This window comes from Halomonas sp. MCCC 1A11062 (genome assembly GCF_021404355.1).
Classification (GTDB): domain Bacteria; phylum Pseudomonadota; class Gammaproteobacteria; order Pseudomonadales; family Halomonadaceae; genus Halomonas; species Halomonas aerodenitrificans.
This window is the reverse complement of sequence record NZ_JABFTW010000004.1, coordinates 244,801-262,672: the sequence shown is the minus strand read 5'-3', so window position 1 is coordinate 262,672 and position 17,872 is coordinate 244,801. Positions and strand designations below refer to the sequence as shown.

At 63.0% G+C, this 17,872-nt stretch carries 20 protein-coding genes; 9 read left to right on the top strand and 11 right to left on the bottom strand.

The features are described 5' to 3' along the window. Nucleotides 1-17: 17 nt before the first annotated feature. From HOP58_RS06675 to fliR, 8 genes are all read left to right on the top strand, one after another. Nucleotides 18-1,295, top strand: coding sequence for a flagellar hook-length control protein FliK (locus HOP58_RS06675; protein WP_234259880.1), 1,278 nt, complete (start codon nucleotides 18-20; stop codon nucleotides 1,293-1,295). Nucleotides 1,296-1,403: 108 nt separating this feature from the next. Then, nucleotides 1,404-1,880, top strand: a complete 477-nt coding sequence (gene fliL, locus HOP58_RS06670; RefSeq protein ID WP_234246766.1) for a flagellar basal body-associated protein FliL — start codon at nucleotides 1,404-1,406, stop codon at nucleotides 1,878-1,880. Between the two features lie 19 nt (nucleotides 1,881-1,899). Beyond that, entirely contained in the window at nucleotides 1,900-2,946 is a 1,047-nt protein-coding gene (fliM, locus tag HOP58_RS06665; RefSeq protein WP_234259879.1) for a flagellar motor switch protein FliM, read from the top strand. Continuing rightward, nucleotides 2,939-3,511: a flagellar motor switch protein FliN gene (gene fliN / locus HOP58_RS06660; protein WP_234259878.1), complete on the top strand. Its 573-nt coding sequence runs from the start codon at nucleotides 2,939-2,941 to the stop codon at nucleotides 3,509-3,511. Before fliM ends, fliN begins: the two co-directional genes overlap by 8 nt. Continuing rightward, the gene (gene fliO / locus HOP58_RS06655) at nucleotides 3,508-3,945 is read left to right on the top strand and encodes a flagellar biosynthetic protein FliO (RefSeq protein WP_234259877.1); all 438 of its coding nucleotides are present in this window, start codon (nucleotides 3,508-3,510) and stop codon (nucleotides 3,943-3,945) included. Before fliN ends, fliO begins: the two co-directional genes overlap by 4 nt. Then, the gene (fliP, locus tag HOP58_RS06650; RefSeq protein WP_234259876.1) at nucleotides 3,942-4,706 is read left to right on the top strand and encodes a flagellar type III secretion system pore protein FliP; all 765 of its coding nucleotides are present in this window, start codon (nucleotides 3,942-3,944) and stop codon (nucleotides 4,704-4,706) included. Before fliO ends, fliP begins: the two co-directional genes overlap by 4 nt. 46 nt (nucleotides 4,707-4,752) lie before the next feature. After that, nucleotides 4,753-5,022: a flagellar biosynthesis protein FliQ gene (fliQ, locus tag HOP58_RS06645; RefSeq protein ID WP_010628978.1), complete on the top strand. Its 270-nt coding sequence runs from the start codon at nucleotides 4,753-4,755 to the stop codon at nucleotides 5,020-5,022. 25 nt (nucleotides 5,023-5,047) lie between these two features. Continuing rightward, a complete protein-coding gene (gene fliR, locus HOP58_RS06640) occupies nucleotides 5,048-5,839 on the top strand; it encodes a flagellar biosynthetic protein FliR (protein WP_234259875.1) in 792 nt (263 codons plus the stop codon). A 138-nt stretch (nucleotides 5,840-5,977) separates the two neighbouring features. Here the strand turns inward: fliR and flgL are convergent, their stop codons facing one another. The 11 genes from flgL to flgB form a co-directional block, all read right to left on the bottom strand. Next, a complete protein-coding gene (gene flgL, locus HOP58_RS06635; RefSeq protein WP_234259874.1) occupies nucleotides 5,978-7,273 on the bottom strand; it encodes a flagellar hook-associated protein FlgL in 1,296 nt (431 codons plus the stop codon). A gap of 20 nt (nucleotides 7,274-7,293) precedes the next feature. Next, nucleotides 7,294-9,201 (bottom strand): flagellar hook-associated protein FlgK, encoded by a 1,908-nt coding sequence (gene flgK, locus HOP58_RS06630; protein WP_234240374.1) that lies wholly within the window; start codon nucleotides 9,199-9,201, stop codon nucleotides 7,294-7,296. A 60-nt stretch (nucleotides 9,202-9,261) separates the two neighbouring features. Then, a complete protein-coding gene (gene flgJ, locus HOP58_RS06625) occupies nucleotides 9,262-10,389 on the bottom strand; it encodes a flagellar assembly peptidoglycan hydrolase FlgJ (RefSeq protein WP_234240372.1) in 1,128 nt (375 codons plus the stop codon). Further along, nucleotides 10,389-11,513: a flagellar basal body P-ring protein FlgI gene (locus HOP58_RS06620; RefSeq protein ID WP_234246797.1), complete on the bottom strand. Its 1,125-nt coding sequence runs from the start codon at nucleotides 11,511-11,513 to the stop codon at nucleotides 10,389-10,391. The genes flgJ and HOP58_RS06620 overlap by 1 nt, the downstream gene beginning before the upstream one ends. Before the next feature lie 29 nt (nucleotides 11,514-11,542). After that, complete coding sequence (locus HOP58_RS06615; protein ID WP_234240369.1) at nucleotides 11,543-12,253, bottom strand: flagellar basal body L-ring protein FlgH; 711 nt, start codon at nucleotides 12,251-12,253, stop codon at nucleotides 11,543-11,545. 55 nt (nucleotides 12,254-12,308) lie between these two features. After that, nucleotides 12,309-13,091, bottom strand: a complete 783-nt coding sequence (gene flgG, locus HOP58_RS06610) for a flagellar basal-body rod protein FlgG (RefSeq protein WP_234259873.1) — start codon at nucleotides 13,089-13,091, stop codon at nucleotides 12,309-12,311. Between the two features lie 48 nt (nucleotides 13,092-13,139). Beyond that, entirely contained in the window at nucleotides 13,140-13,895 is a 756-nt protein-coding gene (locus HOP58_RS06605; RefSeq protein WP_234259872.1) for a flagellar basal body rod protein FlgF, read from the bottom strand. A 35-nt stretch (nucleotides 13,896-13,930) separates the two neighbouring features. Beyond that, a complete protein-coding gene (gene flgE / locus HOP58_RS06600; RefSeq protein ID WP_234259871.1) occupies nucleotides 13,931-15,202 on the bottom strand; it encodes a flagellar hook protein FlgE in 1,272 nt (423 codons plus the stop codon). Between the two features lie 220 nt (nucleotides 15,203-15,422). Next, nucleotides 15,423-16,115: a flagellar hook assembly protein FlgD gene (gene flgD, locus HOP58_RS06595; RefSeq protein ID WP_234259870.1), complete on the bottom strand. Its 693-nt coding sequence runs from the start codon at nucleotides 16,113-16,115 to the stop codon at nucleotides 15,423-15,425. 5 nt (nucleotides 16,116-16,120) lie between these two features. Continuing rightward, the gene (gene flgC, locus HOP58_RS06590) at nucleotides 16,121-16,525 is read right to left on the bottom strand and encodes a flagellar basal body rod protein FlgC (protein ID WP_234259869.1); all 405 of its coding nucleotides are present in this window, start codon (nucleotides 16,523-16,525) and stop codon (nucleotides 16,121-16,123) included. Nucleotides 16,526-16,556: 31 nt separating this feature from the next. Continuing rightward, nucleotides 16,557-16,970 carry a flagellar basal body rod protein FlgB gene (flgB, locus tag HOP58_RS06585; protein WP_234254750.1) on the bottom strand — a complete coding sequence of 138 codons (414 nt, stop codon included), beginning with the start codon at nucleotides 16,968-16,970 and terminating at the stop codon, nucleotides 16,557-16,559. A gap of 183 nt (nucleotides 16,971-17,153) precedes the next feature. On the opposite strand from flgB, the gene flgA reads away from it, so the two are divergent. Further along, entirely contained in the window at nucleotides 17,154-17,843 is a 690-nt protein-coding gene (gene flgA, locus HOP58_RS06580; RefSeq protein ID WP_234259868.1) for a flagellar basal body P-ring formation chaperone FlgA, read from the top strand. Nucleotides 17,844-17,872: the final 29 nt, after the last annotated feature.

Sequence of the window (17,872 nt, the reverse complement as noted above, 5' to 3'; positions counted from 1 at the left end):
CCGGTAAGGAGAAGACCATGAATATCCAGATGATCCTGTCCGCTCTGCCGAATCAACTCCCCGGCAAGCAGGAAGCCGGTGTCGCCCCGGGACAATTTGCCCTTGCCTTGAACCAGGCTAGTGGCAGCGCTCCCTTCAGCGACAGCACTGTGTCTCTTCCGCTAGCCGATTCCGGCCATGCCTTGGCACAAACCATGGCCGCACATCAGGCGCTGCTCCAGGCGATGTATGGCAACATCGATCAGCAGCCCGGCGGTGAGAACGGTCAAACCGATGCCAACGCCCAGCTCGACGAGATCATGGCACGTCTTGCCCTGATCGACGGCAGCTTCGCGCAAGAGCAGGATGCCGGCAGCGCGCCGGCTCCGATGCCACAGACCGATATCGACTTGAAGGTCGTCGGTGACGCCAAAGCTGCCGATCAAGCCGAACATCAAGCGGCCGCACTCGCGGCCGCCGCCGTGGCAGCCCCGAGCAGCTCAGGTGAAATGCGCATGCCGAGCGATCATCACGCATTGAACACCAGCACCGGACAGGCCACAGCCGTACAAACCGCTGCCGGGCAGAGCCAAGCCGCTCAGACCCCGGCGCTGCCCCAGGCCGCCATGGCCATCGATCGCGGCCTCGCCGCCAATGCCGACGAAGCCCCGCTGCGCGCCGCCAACTCGGCAACCGAATTCACCACGACCTTCGCCAGAGCGGCCCAGGCCGGTGGCGAGCTTCATCCGATGACACCGGACGCACCCCGCGCCGGCTTCGTGCCGGAAGCCACCACCATGGCACAGTCCGTTAGCGCCCCGGCAGGGCAGGCCCAGGTTGCTGCGCAACCCGCACTACCCACCCAGGCCACTCTCACCGCTCCGCTGCAGAGCTCCAGCTGGCCCGCACAGCTGGGTCAGCAACTGGTGCAGTTTGCCCGCAGCGGCGGCGAGCAGCAGGTCGAGATGCGCCTGAACCCGGCCGAGCTCGGCCCACTCTCCGTCACACTCAAGATGACCGAGCAGGGTGCCCAGGCACAGTTCCTGGCCTCACATGCACAGGTTCGTCAGGTGCTGGAGCAAGCCATTCCGCAACTGCGTGAAGCGCTGGCCGAACAAGGCATCACCCTGGGTGAGACCTCGGTGGGCGAGCAGCGCCGCCAGGATGCCCAGGCCTTCGCCAATCAGGATGGCCGACAGGGTCAGGGGGGCTCGGCTTCAGGCGAGGAAGAGGCAGCTCTGGCCGCAGCCGACGAAGCCGCATCGAGCTCAACCGCCACCCTGTCGCTGGATGGCCGGGTGAATCTCTACGCCTGAGACAAAAAGCCAAGATAAGCCCTTTCGCGCGGCTTGTTCCTGTCATCACAGGTCGCGCAGCTTGGCATAATCATCCCAACAGCTGGACAACATACGAAAGGCAAGGCAATGGCAAAATCGACGGGTGGCTCCTCCAAGCTCCTGTGGCTGATGGTGCTACTGGTACTGCTCTCCATGGCAGCAGCGGGAGCGGCCATCTACATGGTCATGAGCGAGCGTGACGCCAGCGAAGGCGGTAACGCTCAGACGCAGCAGCTGCAGCGTCAGACACCGATCTTCGTCAAGATCGACCCCTTCACGGTCAATCTCGCCGACGACAATTTCGGCTCGCGGCTGCTCTACACCGGTATCTCGCTGAAGGTCGGCAACAACGAGACTCGCGAGATTCTCACTGAGCACATGCCGCAGGTGCGCAGCCGCCTGCTGATGCTGTTCTCCGGCAAGCAGGCAAACGAGCTGACCACCCCGGAAGGCAAGCGCCGCCTCGGTGACGAAGTGATCGCCGTGCTCTCCGACCCGCTGTCCCAGCCTCAGCCGTCCCTGGATATTCGAGACGTGCTGTTCACCGAGTTCATCGTGCAATAAACCGGGTGCCCCTGCCACCATGTCCCAAGACGATCTGCTGTCACAGGATGAGATCGACGCCCTGCTCAAGGGCGTCAGCGGCGACGACGAGCCCGTTGCACGAAACGACGGTGAGACGCGCGTACGCCCATACGACCCGGCGACCCAGCACCGCGTGATCCGCGAGCGCCTGCAGGCGCTGGATATCATCAATGAGCGCTTCGCGCGGCACTTCCGCATGGGGCTGTTCAACCTGCTGCGGCGCAGCGCCGATATTACCGTCGATTCGGTGCGCTACCTGAGCTACAGCGAGTTCTCGCGCAACGTGCCGGTGCCGACCAACATCAACATCATCGGCATGAAGCCGCTGCGGGGCTCGGCATTGATCGTGTTCCCGCCGAACCTGGTGTTCATGGTGGTCGACAACCTGTTCGGCGGCGACGGTCGCTTCCTGACCAAGTCGGAAGGCCGCGAGTTTACCAACACCGAGCAGCGCATCATCCAGCGCCTGCTGAACCTGGCCATCGAAGCCTATGAGGAGTCGTGGAAGTCGGTCTATCCGCTGCAAATCAGCTATCTGCGCTCGGAGATGCAATCGAAGTTCGCCAACATCACCAACTCACCCAACGAGATCGTGGTGAACACGAACTTCAACATCGAGGTCGGCAATCTCACCAGCAGCTTCCAGATCTGCATCCCCTATTTGATGGTCGAGCCGTTGCGCGATTTGCTGGCCAACCCGCTAAGCGACGGCCACCACGACAAGGACGGCTCCTGGACCAAGCGCATGGCCGGCGAGCTTCGCCGTTCAGAAGTGGAACTGATTGCCAACTTTGCCGATATCCCTACCCGTATCGCCCATGTCATGGCGCTAAAGGTAGGCGACGTGCTGCCTCTCGAACTTCCCGAGACCGTGACCGCCAGCGTCGACGGGGTGCCGGTAATGGAGTGCGACTACGGCAGTCAGCACGAACAGCGCGCGCTGCGCGTCATCCGCATCATCGACCATGGTGCACAGAACCCGGTGTCGAAGGACGCCTTCATCAAGGGCGCAGCGCCTCAAGCCAAGGAATCCAAGCATGACTGATCCCAAGAAACCCGATCAGAACGTTTCCGACGACGACTGGGCCGCCGCCATGTCCGAACAAGAGGATAAGGAGCCGGCGACCGACGACGACCCCTGGGCCGAAGCGATGGCCGAACAGGCCGAAGCAGAGCAAAGCGCAGGCAGCGGTGACGACGACCCATGGGCTGAGGCCTTGGCCGAACAGGAGGCATTCGAGTCGTCCGCCGACGAGGCACCTGCCGCTGCCGCTCCCGCCTCTGCCCCGCAATCCGCCGGAGAGCGGGTTTTCCGCCCGCTCGATAGAGGCAAGGAAGGCGGTGCTCCGCGCGACCTCGAGATGATCATGGACATCCCGGTCAAGCTGACCGTTGAGCTTGGCCGCACCAAACTGACCATCAAGCAGCTGCTGGAGCTGGCCCAAGGCTCCGTCGTCGAACTCGACGGTCTGGCCGGCGAGCCGATGGACATCCTGATCAACGGCTACCTCATCGCCCAGGGCGAGGTGGTAGTGGTCGACGACAAGTACGGCATCCGCATCACTGAAATCATCACCCCCTCCGAGCGGGTGCAAAAACTCAACCGATGAGCAACACTCCCTCGACCGAAACCCCGGCCGGCATCGACGTGCTGGCCGTGGGTGGCGATGCTCTGGTGGGCATGGCCACTCTCGGCAAGACGGCTGCGGCCCTGGCGCTGGTCATCGCCATCATCCTGATCTGCACCGCCTTGCTGAAGCGCTGGAATCCTCAGCAGCGGGCCGCGGGGGGCCACCTGCGTGTGGTGGGCAGCGCTGCCGTCGGCACGCGCGAGCGGGTGGTGATCGTCGAGATCGAGGATACCTGGCTGGTGCTCGGTGTCGGCGGCGGCCAGGTCAACAAGCTGCTCGAGCGTCAAGCGCCGGCGCGGCCCGTCGGCGAGACGCCAGACACGGTGCCCGAGGGCGAGCGTTTTGCCGTTCGCTTTGCCCGCGCCCTGAAGCAGAACGCCGGCCTGGGTGGTGGCGGGCGGAGGGATTCATGATTCGCCCGCAACGCTCTCCGCTGTGCTCGCTGCTGTTGCTGGCCGCGTTCCTGCTCGCCCTGCTGCCCTTGGGCGCCCACGCCCAGCAGATCCCGGGGATCGTCAGTCAGCCGCTGGACAACGGTGGCCAGCAGTGGTCAATCCAGCTGCAAACGCTGCTGCTGCTCAGCTCGCTGGCCTTTCTGCCGGCGGCACTGCTGATGATGACCAGCTTCACCCGCATCATCATCGTGCTCAGCCTGCTGCGCACGGCTATCGGCACTCAGGCCACGCCGCCCAATCAGGTGTTGCTGGGTCTTGCTCTGTTCCTGACCTTCTTCGTCATGTCACCAGTGATCGGTCTGGTGTACGAGACCGCCTGGATGCCGCTCAGCGCCGACGAGATCGATTTCGAGGAGTTCCTGCTGCTGGCCCAGGAGCCGTTCCGCGAGTTCATGCTGGCCCAGACCCGCGAGCCCGACCTGGCGCTCTTTGCGCGCCTGGCAGAGGTCGGCCCCATGCAGGGGCCCGAGGATGTACCACTGCGTATTCTGGTACCGGCTTTCGTCACTAGCGAGCTCAAGACGGCGTTTCAGATCGGTTTCACCATCTTCATCCCATTTCTGATCATTGACTTGGTGGTTGCCAGCACCCTGATGTCACTGGGCATGATGATGGTGCCGCCGGCCACTATCTCGCTGCCGTTCAAGCTGATGCTGTTCGTGCTGGTGGACGGCTGGCAGCTGATAGTCGGATCGCTGGCGGAGAGCTTCTTCATATGAATGCCGTCAAGAGAGGCCGGGCGCCCCGCGCCGGCAAGGAGTCACGATGACACCGGAAATGGTCATGGGCATCGCCTACCAGGGCATGCGCGTCACGCTGTTCCTGGCCGGTCCTCTGCTGATCACCGCTCTGCTCACGGGTCTTACCGTGAGTCTGTTCCAGGCTGCCACCCAGATCAACGAGATGACGCTCTCGTTCATCCCCAAGATTCTCGGCGTGTTCACCGTACTGGTGCTGGCCGGCCCGTGGCTGCTGAAGCTGATCGTGGACTTCACTCGCAACCTCTTCACCAGCATCCCCAGCATGTTGATGTGAGTCGCACTCTTGAGGTGAGCTACGCATGGTCGAGGTGACCTTCGATCAACTCCACGGCTGGCTGGTGCTTCTGCTGTGGCCCTTCGTGCGCATCCTGGCATTCTTTCAGGCAGCTCCGCTGTGGGGACACTCCAGCGTGCCGAACCAGGCCAAGATCGGGCTGGCTTTTCTCATCACGCTGGTGATCGCCCCGGTATTGCCGCCCATGCCCGACGTGCCTCTCGTCTCCTGGGCGGGCTTCGGCATCATGGTGGAACAGATGCTGATCGGCATCGCCATCGGCCTGGTCATGCACGTTGTCTTCGCCGTGGTTCAGGCAGCTGGTGAGTTCATCGGCCTACAAATGGGCCTGGCCTTCGCATCCTTTTTCGATGCCGGCAGCGGCACCAACACCATGATCCTTTCGCGGATCTTCTTCATGATCACCCTGCTGATGTTCCTCGCCCTGGGCGGCCACTTGATGGTGCTGGAAGCACTGGTATCGAGCTTTTACGGCCTGCCTATCGGCATCGGCGCATTCAATCCCGCGGCTTTTGAGATGATGGTGCGCTACGGCGGCACCATCTTCGTCGCCGGCATGTCGCTGGCGTTGCCACTGGTGGGTTCGCTGCTGATCATCAACCTGGCCATGGGTATCTTGAACCGTTCAGCTCCTCAGCTGACGGTGTTCAACATCGGCTTCCCCACCTCGCTGACCGTCGGCCTGGTGCTGCTGATGGTACTGATGACCGATATGTCACGTTTCCTGCAGCGGCTGTTCAGCAACGGCATCCAGTTCATCTACGCGCTGATCGAGGCGCTGGCGCCGCTGGCCTGAAACGAAAAAAAACCGCCCCGGCCAAGCCGGAGCGGCAAAACGAGATCCCCTGGTTTGAATACTCCAACCACGGGATCTGCAGGGAAGCTTAGCCGTAGTGACATACGGCTCGATGAATTGGCGTCCCTGCCTAAGTCCTTACAGAAAATTGAACAGCGACATGCTCTTGACGTCGACGAAGGCCTTCTGGGCCGCCTGCAGGCCGACCTGGCGCAGACTGTAGTCGGCAATTGCCTTGGCGTAGTCGAGATCGACCAGATCGGAAAGCGTTTTATCGTAGTTCATCATGCGGTTGCCGGCCACGGCATCGACCACGTCCAGTTCGTTGAGGCGCGCACCCATGGAGGCACGCACGGTCAGTACGTTGTCGAGGCTGTTGTCGAGTTCACGCATCACCGTGTTGATGGTGTTGCGGAAGTGGGCACGGTTTTCTGGTGTGCCCTCCTGATCGAGCTCCAACAGGTCGATGGCATCCTTGAGGGACTTGAACAGGTCCTGGTTTGCATTGGCGTCGTTGGCCGGGCGCAGCTGGATCTGGTCACCGTCAGCGGGCATGCCCTCCAAAGTGATGCTGACGCCACCAAAAACGACGGCCTTGCCCGATTCATAAGACTCGTCAGCGACAATGGGGGTTCGGGTACCGTCGGCCTCAATGACACTGACGGAAAATACCGGGTTGCCATCCGTGTCAGTAGAAAATTCCAATTCGAATGGCTTGCCGAAGTGCTCAGCATTCGGGTCGACGCGGTTCGGCCCGCTGGTGAAGGCAACCGAACCTTCATTGCGTACGAAGCCTTGCTGAGTACCAACACTCGTTTCACCCGGCGACTCACGCTCCGCTCTCGCCACATAGCCGGCACCCGAAGGTACGCTCTGGAAGATGGTTTTTCCGTTGTCGGCCACCGGCATCAGGCGCGAGGCATCGATCCGTTGCTCACGGGTGTTCTCGTCGCCGACATAGTTGACACCAGAGATGCCGTCCCCGCTGGTGCGGGCGAAGGGCGGAGAGTTATCCTGGTAGCCACCAAACAGATAGCGACCGTTGCCGTCGGTGGCATTAGCCTGGCCGATCAGGGTCTCGTAGATGCCGCGCAGTTCGGCGGCCACCGACTGGCGGTCGACGTCGCTCAGGGTGTCGCTTGCCGCCTGGACCAGCAATGTCTTGGCGCTGGTAATGGCGTCGGCCGTGCTATTGAGCACGCTCTCGGCCTGAGCCAGCGAGTTGCGTGCCGACACACGAGCATCGGCATACTGCTGGGTCACGGCCTTGGCCTGGGACACCCCGACCGCCCGGGACGCCGCCTGGGGGTCGTCGGATGGATTGACCACGCGGCGACCGCTGGCGATCTGCTGGCCGACCTTGAGGAAGTCACCCTGCTGGCGGTTCATGGCCGAGAGGCTCTGCTCGTACATGGTAACGGTGCTGACACGCATCGTGGTGGGCTCCCTGAGGATCAGTTACGCAAGCCGAGAATGGTATCGAACACCGTGGAGGCGGTATCGATGACTCGGGCGTTGGCCATATAGAACTGCTGGTAGCGAATCAGGTTGGCCGCTTCCTCATCCAGGTTGACCCCGGATTCGGACTGCTGCACGGCGCGCAGCTGAGCGGTCAGCCCCTGACGCGCATCGAGGTTGACCTTGACGATGTTGGTCTGGTTACCCACGTCGCTGACCATGCCGCCGTAGGCCTGGCTTAGGGACGCGCGGCCACCCACCAGCGCCTGGCTCTGCAGGTTCTGCAGCGCCAGGGCATTGCGGTTGTCGCCGGTGCCCGAAGCGGCGACCGAGAGTGAAAGGGTCGCGTCCTGTCCATCCCCTGGGACTTCTCCAACCACGAATTCGATGCCGTCGAGGTTGATACGGTCCCCGGCTACGATACCGATGGTGTTGTCATAAGGCTCACCGTTGACGGTAAACGAGCTAGTGTCCGCCGGCGAAGTAACAGTGGTCGTTCCGCCGGCAGTTGACAGGGTGAAGTCATGCGAAGTGGCGCTGGCGAAGGCTCCGGATTCCGCGCGCAAACCTGAAACGGAAAGATTGCCGGAAGTGGTCACGAAGCTGCCCGCCGCGATCTTGTCCAGGTCGCCGATCTGCGATTCGAGATTCGCCGCGGCACGGCGTACCGGCTGCACTTCGTAACGGTCGCCAGGATTGGGCGCGCCGCTGAAGGTCAATGAGATGCCGCCGAAGCTGAGTACATTGTCTTCCCAACTGATCTCATCGGCTGGCACTGCCTGGCCGTTGTCCTTGCGAACGATCTGCGGCTCGCCAGCGCTATCGAAGCGCACCGTGTAGTCGGTGGCGCGCAGCTTATCGATATTGGCGGCATCGAAGGTGGCCGCCGTCACTTCCGCGCCACCGGTATTGCGCGGGAAGGAATAGACCCGGGGCTGGCCGATGCTGAAGAAATCGCCGCCCTGGTTACCATCGAGATCCTGACCCAGACGATGCTGCTCGTTGAAACCTACCGCCAGCGATACGGCCAGTTGTCCGATCTGGTTCTGAGTCTTGTCCAGGGTCTCGGCACGGAAGGTCATCAGCCCGCCTAACGTGCCACCCTTGATGGTACTCTCGGACAACGCTACCAGGCTGCCACCGGAGTCACGGTAACCAAGCACGGTACGCTGCGGGTCGTTGGGTGCATCCATCGCTTCGAGGCGGTAGTGATTGGTACCCGATACCAGCGGCTGCCCGTTCGGGAGGCTGACGTTATAGCTCTTGCCGTCCTGGATCTCCAGGCGAATGTCCATGCGCTCGCTGAGATCGGCCACCAGTTGATCGCGCTGATTGAGCAGGCTGTTGGGGGCCTCGCCGCTGCGCGCCCGGGCCAGGGCGATCTCGCGATTGAGAGTCGCCAGCTGCTCGGTCATGTTGTTGATCTGGGTGACCTCGTCCTTGATCTGACCGTTGATCCCTTCCTGCATGTCCTGTAGGTAGCCGTCGAAGGCGCGGAACTGAGCCGTCAGTGTATTGGCGGTGCCCAGCAAGCCCTGGCGCGCCGCCGGGTCGGAAGGCGCGCCGGCGAGATCCTCGAGCGAGGAGAAGAAGTTCTGCATCAGCGGCGCCAGTCCCGCCTCGCGATCGGCCAGCAAATTGTCGATCTGGCTGATCTGATTCTCGTAGGTCTTCAGCGCGCTGGAGGCGCTGGTCGCTGCGTTGAGCTGGTTGGCCACGTACTGGTTGAACTGACGCTGGATAGCATTGACCTGCACGCCGGCATCGGCACGGCTCTGGCCGAGAATCGTCAGTTCACGATTGTAGCCCGGCGTATAGACGTTGCTGATGTTGTTGCTGGTGGTGTTCAGCGCGTTCTGGGCGGCATTCAGCCCGCTCAGGCCGATGGAAAAAATGGTGCTCATGGTGTCGTTTCCTTTCGCCAATGCCCGCTATATCGGCCTGAATCGTCATGACTTTAGGGATCAGTAGCTGAAAAACACCAGCGAATCCCGCGGCCGCACCGAGCCCATGCTGTTCATCACCGCGATCAGCTTGTCGGCGTAGGCCGGGTCGGTGGCATAGCCGCCCGCCTGCAGCGCACGGGCGGCCTGCTCGGCAGTGCCCGCGGTGGTTACCGCCGCATAGCGCGGGTTGTTACCGATCAGCCGCGCGTAGTCGGTAAAGGCTTCTTCGAAGGAGTTGTAGACGCGGAAGGTGTCGACGACTCGCGTACGCTGACCGTTGATGTATTCATGGGTCACGATGTCGGTGGTGCGCCCTTTCCAACTGCTGCCGGCCTTGATGCCGAACAGGTTGTAGCTGTTGCCACCACTGGCGGTGGCGATCTCGTGGCGGCCCCAGCCGGTTTCCAGCGCCGCCTGGGCCAGAATCAGCTCGGCCGGCACGCCGGTCTTGCGGCTGGCGGCCTGGGCAGGCGCCGAGAGCCGCTCCATGAAGCGTTGCACATGTTCTTGTCCCTGACCCGTCGAGCCGGAACGGGCGCTCGGCCCTGCGGCGGGAGAGCTGCCTGCCGGTACCGCGGGCGCCTGAGCCGAGGCCGGCAGCCTGGCATCCAGCGCCGCCATGAAGCCGCCGCGTACGGCGTCCAACTCCTCGAGGAAGTGGGCCGGCATCGTGACCGGGTCCGCCTCTTGCTCCGAGTTCGTAGCGGCCCGTTCGGTTGGGCGTTCTTCACCCTCCGCAGCGGGCTGCAGGGCATCCTGGAGTACGCGAGGCGTGCCGCGCGGAATGCCGGCGATCAGCTCACTCAGTTCACGATCCGCCACGCCCGAACGCGGAGACGAAAGCCCCAATTGGTTTTCCAACTGAGCCACGAGATGATCGGCCAGACCGATACCGCGCCCGGCCATGGTCTGAGCCCACTGCTGATCCATCATCGACTGATGGAACTCGGCCTGCTGACTGTCGAGCATGCCACCCGACGGGATGGTGTCGCGCATGCTCTTGAGCATCATCTGCAGAAACAGCGCCTCGAACTGCTGAGCGGCACCGCGCAAACCCGCCGCTTCGTCATGCCTCGCGGTGTGCTTGAGCCGCTCGAGCCCTTGCACGTCAAGGGCGAACTGGCTGCCCATGTCCTGGATGCTCATCAGATGATCTCCAGATCGGCACGCAGCGAGCCCGCCGCCTTGAGCGCTTCAAGAATCGCCATGAGGTCGCTGGGCGTGGCGCCGAGAGCGTTCAGGGCATTGACCACATCGACCAGATCGGCCCCCTCGACCACGCGCAGATAAGCGTCCTGTTCCTGCAGCTCGATCTCGGTATCGGGCACGACCACCGTCTCGCCCGTACCGAACGGCGCCGGCTGACTGACCAGGAAGCGGGTGTCGATGACGATCGACAGGTTGCCATGGGCTACGGCGGCACGCCGCAGGGTCACGGCGCTGTTCATCACCACCGAGCCGGTACGGGCGTTGAACACCACCTTGGCCGGCGCCTCCATCGGCGTAACGCGGATGTTCTCCACCTGGGCCATGAAGTTGACCCGGGAGTTGGGGTTGGTGGGGCCATCCAGGGCGATGACCCGCCCGTCACGGGCTGCGGCTACCGGACGACCGAACTCATTGTTGATGGCGCTCACCACCCGCTGTGCGGTGCCGAAATCCGCCTGCTTGAGTTCGAGTTCGAGCAGACCGGCGTTGGCACCGAGGTCCAGCGGCACTTCGCGCTCGACCATAGCCCCGCCGGGGATGCGCCCGCCCGCCAGCTGATTGACTTGAACCTGAGCGCCACCCGCCTGGGCTCCGGCGCCGCCTACCAGCAGGTTGCCCTGGGCAATGGCGTAGGTGTCGCCGTCGGCGCCCTTGAGCGGGGTCATCAGCAGCGTCCCCCCGCGCAGGCTGCGGGCGTTGCCGATGGAAGAAACATTGATGTCGAGCCGCTGCCCCGGCCGCGAGAACGGCGGCAGATCGGCGGTGACCATCACCGCCGCGACGTTGCGCAGCTGCATATTGGTGCCCGGCGGCACGGTGATGCCGAGCTGCGAAAGCATGTTGGTGAGGCTCTGCCCGGTGAAGGGCGCCTGCATGGTCTGATCGCCGGTGCCGTCCAACCCGACCACCAGGCCATAGCCGACCAGCACGTTGTCGCGGACGCCGGCAAAGTTGGCGATTTCGCGGATGCGTTCGGCCTGAGCCGGCAGCGCCAGCAGACAGAGCAAGACCAGAAGTATTAGCTTCGCCGCCGCCGGAGCGGCACGATTTGGCTTTAACATCGTGTAGTCGGTCATGGTCGCCTCGCCAATCAGAAAGGCGAAATGTTGAGGAAGAAGCGCTGCAGCCAGCCCATATGCTGCGCTTCGCTGATATAGCCGTTGCCCACGTACTCGATTCGCGCGTCGGCCACGGACGTGGAGGGCACGGTGTTCTGGCCGGTGATGGTGCGCGGGTTGACCACGCCGGAGAAGCGGATGAACTCCACCCCCTGGTTGATGGCGATCTGCTTCTCGCCGCGCACCCGCAGGTTGCCGTTGTGCATCACCTCGAGCACCGACACGGTGATGGTCCCGGTCATGCTGTTGCTGGCCTGGGAGCCGCCGCCGCCGTTGAAACTGCTGCTGCCGGAAAGTTCGCCGGACAGGTCGATGCCTTGCTCGGCCAGGCGCTCCAGCACATCCGGCAGCGCTGAAATATCGAGCCCCGCCGAACCGTTACGACTCATGTTGGACTGTGAGTTCTTGCTGGCGCTGACCTGCTCGTCCAGTACGATGGTGAGAATATCGCCCACCATGCGCGGACGGCGATCCTCGAACAGCGGCTGCGAGCCACGCTGAGCCTGGTAGATGGAACCATTGGCCATGCGCGGCGGCGGCTCGGCGATGTTGATCTGCTCCTGTTCGCCGACCACCGAAGCACGCGGCACCTGGGCGCAGCCGCCCAGTGCCAGCACGGCCATGGCAACCATCGCCACGACCACTCGCGCGGCCGTACCTGTGTTAATGACGGTACCTTTCATTCTCACTCGCTTCCGGCCGAACGCTGCGGGCCAGGACGTTTCATCGTAGTCACGATCAGAGCTGGCTCAGGCGCGCCAGCATCTCGTCGCTGGTCTGCACGGCGCGGCTGTTGATCTCGTAGGCTCGCTGGGTCTGGATCATGCTGACCATCTCCTCCACCACATTGACGTTGGAGGTTTCCACGTAGCCCTGGAACAGCCGACCGGCACCGTTCATGCCCGGAATGGTCTCGTTACGCGGACCCGAGGCGGTGGTTTCCCGATACAGGTTGCCGCCGATGCTCTCGAGGCCGGTGGAATTGACGAAGGTAGAAACGGTGATCTGTCCCACTTCCAGCGCCTGGTTCACTCCCGGCTGGGTCACCGAGACGATGCCGTCCTCGCCGATGGAGATCGACAGGGCGTTGTCGGGGATGATGATGGCCGGCTCCAGCGGATAACCGTTGGCGGTCACCATCTGGCCGTTCTCGTTGAGCTGGAAGCTGCCATCGCGGGTGTAGGCGGTGGTGCCGTCCGGCATCAGCACCTGAAAGAAGCCATTGCCGTTGATCGCCAGATCGCGGGAGTTGTCGGTCTGCTCGAGCCCGCCCTGCGTATGCAGACGCTCGGTGGCCACCGGACGCACGCCGGTACCCACCTGCATGCCCGAAGGCAGGCGATTTTGAACGTCGTTCTGGGCGCCCGGCTGACGCAGGTTCTGGTAAAGCAGATCTTCAAACACCGCCCGCGAGCGCTTGAAGCCGTTGGTGCTGACGTTGGCCAGGTTGTTGGAGATGACGTCCAGCTTGACCTGCTGAGATTCCAGGCCGGTTTTGGCCGTCCACAGTGACTTGATCATGGTTCTTTTTCCTCGACCCTACGGGCCTCGCGGCTCCGGTGGGAGCCGTCAGCCTTGGATGGAAAGCAAATTGTTGGCCCGCTGGGCGTTTTCATCGGCGGTGCTGATCACCTTCATCTGCATCTCGTAGCGCCGCGCCACGTCGATCATCGCCACCATGGCCTCGACCGCACTGACGTTGCTGCCCTCCAGCGCCCCGCTGGCGAGTCGAGCTTCGTCGTCGGCCTCCAGCGCCACCGCTTCACCTTCGGCGTTGGGGGGCATGCGGAACAGGCCATCGTCGCCGCGCAGCAGCTCCTGCTCCGGCGTCACCAGCTTGAGCCGCCCCACGTCGACCAAGGCTTCCGGCCCCTCGCCTTCACCGATGGCACTCAGGGTACCGTCGGCGCCGATGGTGACGCTCGAGCCCAGCGGTACGATGATGGGGCCACCTTCGCCGATCACCGGGCGTCCCACCACGGTGACCAGGCCGTCGCCGTCCACTTGCAGGTCGCCACGGCGGGTGTAGGCCTCGGTGCCATCGTCCGCCTGCACGGCGAGCCAGGAATTGGCTTCCAGCGCCACGTCGAGCTCACGTCCGGTACGGGTAATGGGCCCCGGACTGAAGTCGCTGCCCGGGGTGGAGGCGGCTACCGACACACGGGTCGGCAGCGCGGCTTCGCCCTGCACCGGCACCGCCCGCATGGCGTGCAGCTGGGCGCGAAAACCGCTGGTGGAGACGTTGGCCAGGTTGTTGCTGACCACCGCCTGCCGGTCCATGGTCTGCTTGGCCCCGCTCATGGCGGTATAGAGAATGCGATCCACGGTTCAGGCTCCCTTGACGCTTGACATCAACACGCTTAGCGCAGGTTGATGGCGGTTTGCAGGAGTTCGTCCTGGGTCTTGATGGTCTGCGAGTTGGCCTGGTAGGCCCGCTGCGCCACGATCATGTCGACCAGCTCACGGGCCATGTCGACGTTGGAAGTCTCGACCGCACCGGAAACGATACCGCCCAGCAGGCCGGTACCCGGCGCACCGACCAGCTCCTGCCCCGACTCGTTGGAAGCACGCCATACGTTGTCGCCGGCAGGCGTCAGGCCTTCAGGATTACGGAAGCTGACCAGAGCGATCTGACCGGCGGGGCGCGACTGCTCGTTGGAGTAGTTGCGCATGATGGTGCCATCTTCATTGATGGTGATACCCACCAGGGTGCCTGAGGTATAGCCGTTCTGGGTCAGGCTGCTGACGGTGGAGCTATTGCCGAACTGGGTGGAGCCGGCGAGGTTGAGGTTGAACTCGAGATCTTCCGGCTCACCATTCAAGAACACGCCGGTGGGGAATGTGATACCGGCAATCGCGCCGTTAGCGTCTACGTTTCCTTCACCATGACGAAGCTTACCGTTGGAATCGAATTCCAACGTGAATGTAGTAGCAGTATCGGGCGTCACCCCACCCAATGCTTGCCCATCCAGCGTCATCTTGGCGGTCCACTCATTGGAGCCGACCTTCTCGTAATACACTGTGATATTGCGGGGATTGCCCAGCGAGTCGTAGACGGTGAAATTGTTCGAGTAGTGATAGTCGATCGACACCGGAGCGCCGTCTGCGTCACGTGCCTCGACGGTGCTCATGTCGTCGGAGCCCGCCACCTTACGCGCATCCAGATTGAGGGTGGTGCCGACACGAGTAGTAGGGCTAGCCGCCAGCTCCTCGGCCGAGACGTTCAGCGGCACCGGCTGGCCGCCTACCTGCACCTGACCGGCCGCGTTCAGGCCATAGCCCATGATCTGGAAGCCCTGAGCGTTCACCAGATCGCCGTTGGCCTTCATGGTGAGCTGGCCATTGCGCGAGTAGACCACCTCGCCGCTGGTATCCATGAAGCGGAAAAAGCCGTTGCCGGCCACCGCCAGGTCCAGGTTGCGGTTGGTAGACTCGATGTTGCCTTCGTTGAAGTTCTGCAGCACGGCGGAGACACGCGTGCCCAGACCCACCCTGGAGTTGGCGAAAACGTCGGAGAACTGGACGTTGGAGCCCTTGAAGCCCACGGTCTGGGAGTTGGCAATGTTGTTGCCGATGGCTCCCAGTTTCTGCGACTGGGAGTTCAGTCCACTCAGTGCTTGTGAAAAACTCATGTTTCGTTCCTCTGCTTACCGGCTGAATGTGCCGCTATGCGCGGTTCTATTAGTAAGCACTGCACGAATGCCTGCGCGAGCGAATCGCTGCGTTGCGCGGTGCTCGGAATCCTCACATATACCCCATATGCTCCGGTTCCTGTGCTCCGTGCGCCTTGCGCTACATCCCGCTCGGCTATTCGTTCAGCACTTCCTTTATGCTGTGTTATTGAATAACGATTCAAAGAATCTGCTTGACCTGATCGAGCCCGACCTGGCCATAAATGGCCCCCAGGTCGAGCCTCACGCCACCGTTCTTGTCCGGCGGCGTCACACCGCCGACCACGGCGTAGTTCAACGTGTTGGCGCTTATCGCCTTGCCATCGCTGGTGGCTTCGATGCGTACGCGATAGGAGCCCGGAGCGGCCGCCTCGCCCTCGCTGGTGCGACCGTCCCAGGTGAATGACTCCACCCCCGCCTTGACCGGCCCGATGTCGTAGCGGTTGACCACTTGGCCGCTGGCGCTGGTGATCACCACGCGCACGTTGTCGGCCGACTGGGGCAGCTCGATACCGAAGGGCGTGGTGTGCAATTCGCCCTCTTCGCCGTGTTCCAGCAGCAGGCGATCGCCCGGCACCAGCACGCCCTGGCCGATCAGCGCAGTGGCCTGCAGCATCTGGCCGGCGTTCATCTGCTCTGTGATGCCCTTCAAGGTCTTGTTGAGATCCTCGATGCCGCTGACCGTGTTGATCTGGGCCAGCTGTGTGGTCATCTCATGGTTGTCCATGGGATTGAGCGGATCCTGGTGCTGCATTTGAGCGATCAGCAGGGTCATGAAGTTGTTGCGCAGCTCGGCCGACTGGCTGGCGTCGCGAGAGGAGGGCCCACCCTGATTCAAGCGCGAGACGACGTTGGCATCGATAGTGTTCGACATGTCGATCAGCCCTCACCCAGGGTCAGTGTCTTGAGCATCATTTGCTTGCTCGTGTTCATCACTTCCACATTGGCCTGGTAGGAGCGCGAGGCCGAAATCATGTTGACCATTTCATGGACCGGCTCGACGTTGGGCATCGTCACGTAGCCCTCTTCGTTGGCCAGCGGATGCTCGGGACGATACTCCATACGCATGGGCGAAGGGTCCTCGATCACTTCACGCACGCCCACACCGCCGATGCCGTGCCCCCCCAGGCGCGACTCGAACAGCACCTGCTTGGCACGATAGGCCTGACCGTCGGGGCCGGCCACGCTGTCGGCATTGGCCAGGTTGCTGGCGGTGACGTTCATGCGCTGGGACTGGGCGCTCATGGCCGAGCCGGCGATATCGAACACGGAAAACATCGACATGGTAAGATCTCTCTTCCTTTGATCCGGCCTGTTATTCCGGCTGCATGGCGTTCTTCAGCCCCTGGATCCGGCTGTTCATGATGGTCAGTGCCGCCTGGTAGCGCACCGCGTTGTCGGCGAACTGGGTACGTTCGCGATCCATGTCCACGGTGTTGCCGTCCAGACTGGGCTGGTCGGGTATGCGGTAGAGCAGCTCCTGCCTGGACGCCGACATGCCCTGCCCCGCCAGATGGCGCTCGGAGGTTCGCGCCAGCGAGAGTCCACCGCTGGACGTACGCCCCTGCTCGACCGCCTTCTTGAGTTCGCTGGCGAAGTCGAAGTCGCGGGCCTTGTAGTTGGGTGTATCGGCGTTGGCGATGTTGCTCGCCAGCACCTGGTGGCGCTGCTGGCGTAGCCCCAGCGCCTGCTGGTGGTAATTAAAGGCGGCCTCGAGCTGGTCGATCATGCCGGCGCTCCCCGTGCGAAATCCTGATTGAAGACATACGGAACTTCTTGAGGTTGAAGAGTAACGACGCGCTTGTCACATCAATGGCAGAAACAGGCCCCTTTTCCTCGCTCATTTCCGCTGTTTCAGCCCATCGGGGCCAGCTAGAATCCTGCCATTACCCATGCTGGATGGCCCCGCCTCATGCGCCTTACCCGCTTAGTCCTGCTGCTACCGACACTGCTGGCCGGCCTGCTGTCGCTGCCGGCCGCTTCGGCCGACGACGGCGAACTGCTGCAAGCCGTGCACGGCTTTCTCCATGAGCAGGCCAGCGCGCTGGGCGATGAACTCATCATCGAGCTACGCCCTCCTTCCGCACGGCTACCCACCTGCGAATCGCCCGCCCCCTTCCTGACACGCCCCGGCGAAGTGCCGCTGGGCCGCATTTCCGTCGGCGTACGCTGCGGCGACGATGGCCGCCAGGTGCGCTACCTGCAGGCCGAAGTCGGCGTGATCGGCGAATACCCCGTGCTCGACACCCCCCTCTCTGCCGGAGAGACGGTGCGGCGTGAGCATCTGGTCATGCAGTCGGGGAATCTGGCCGAACTACCGAACCGCACCCTGCTCGAGATCGATCGGATCGTCGGGCAAGTGGCAACGCGGGCGCTCAGCCCAAGGCAGCCGCTGCTGGAGCATCAGTTCCGCAGCCTGCCGCTGGTGGAGAGAAATCAGCGGGTGGTGGTCGAGGCCCGGGGAAGCGGGTTTCGCATCGCCCGCGAGGGGCAAGCACTGGAGCCTGGCGCGCTTGGCGATCGTATTCGGGTTCGTTTCGACAGCCGCGAGATCATGACTGCCGAGGTGGTCGGAGAAGGCACCCTTGTCGTAGACTTCTGACATGGGCCGTCGCACCTCGAGCTCCCGAA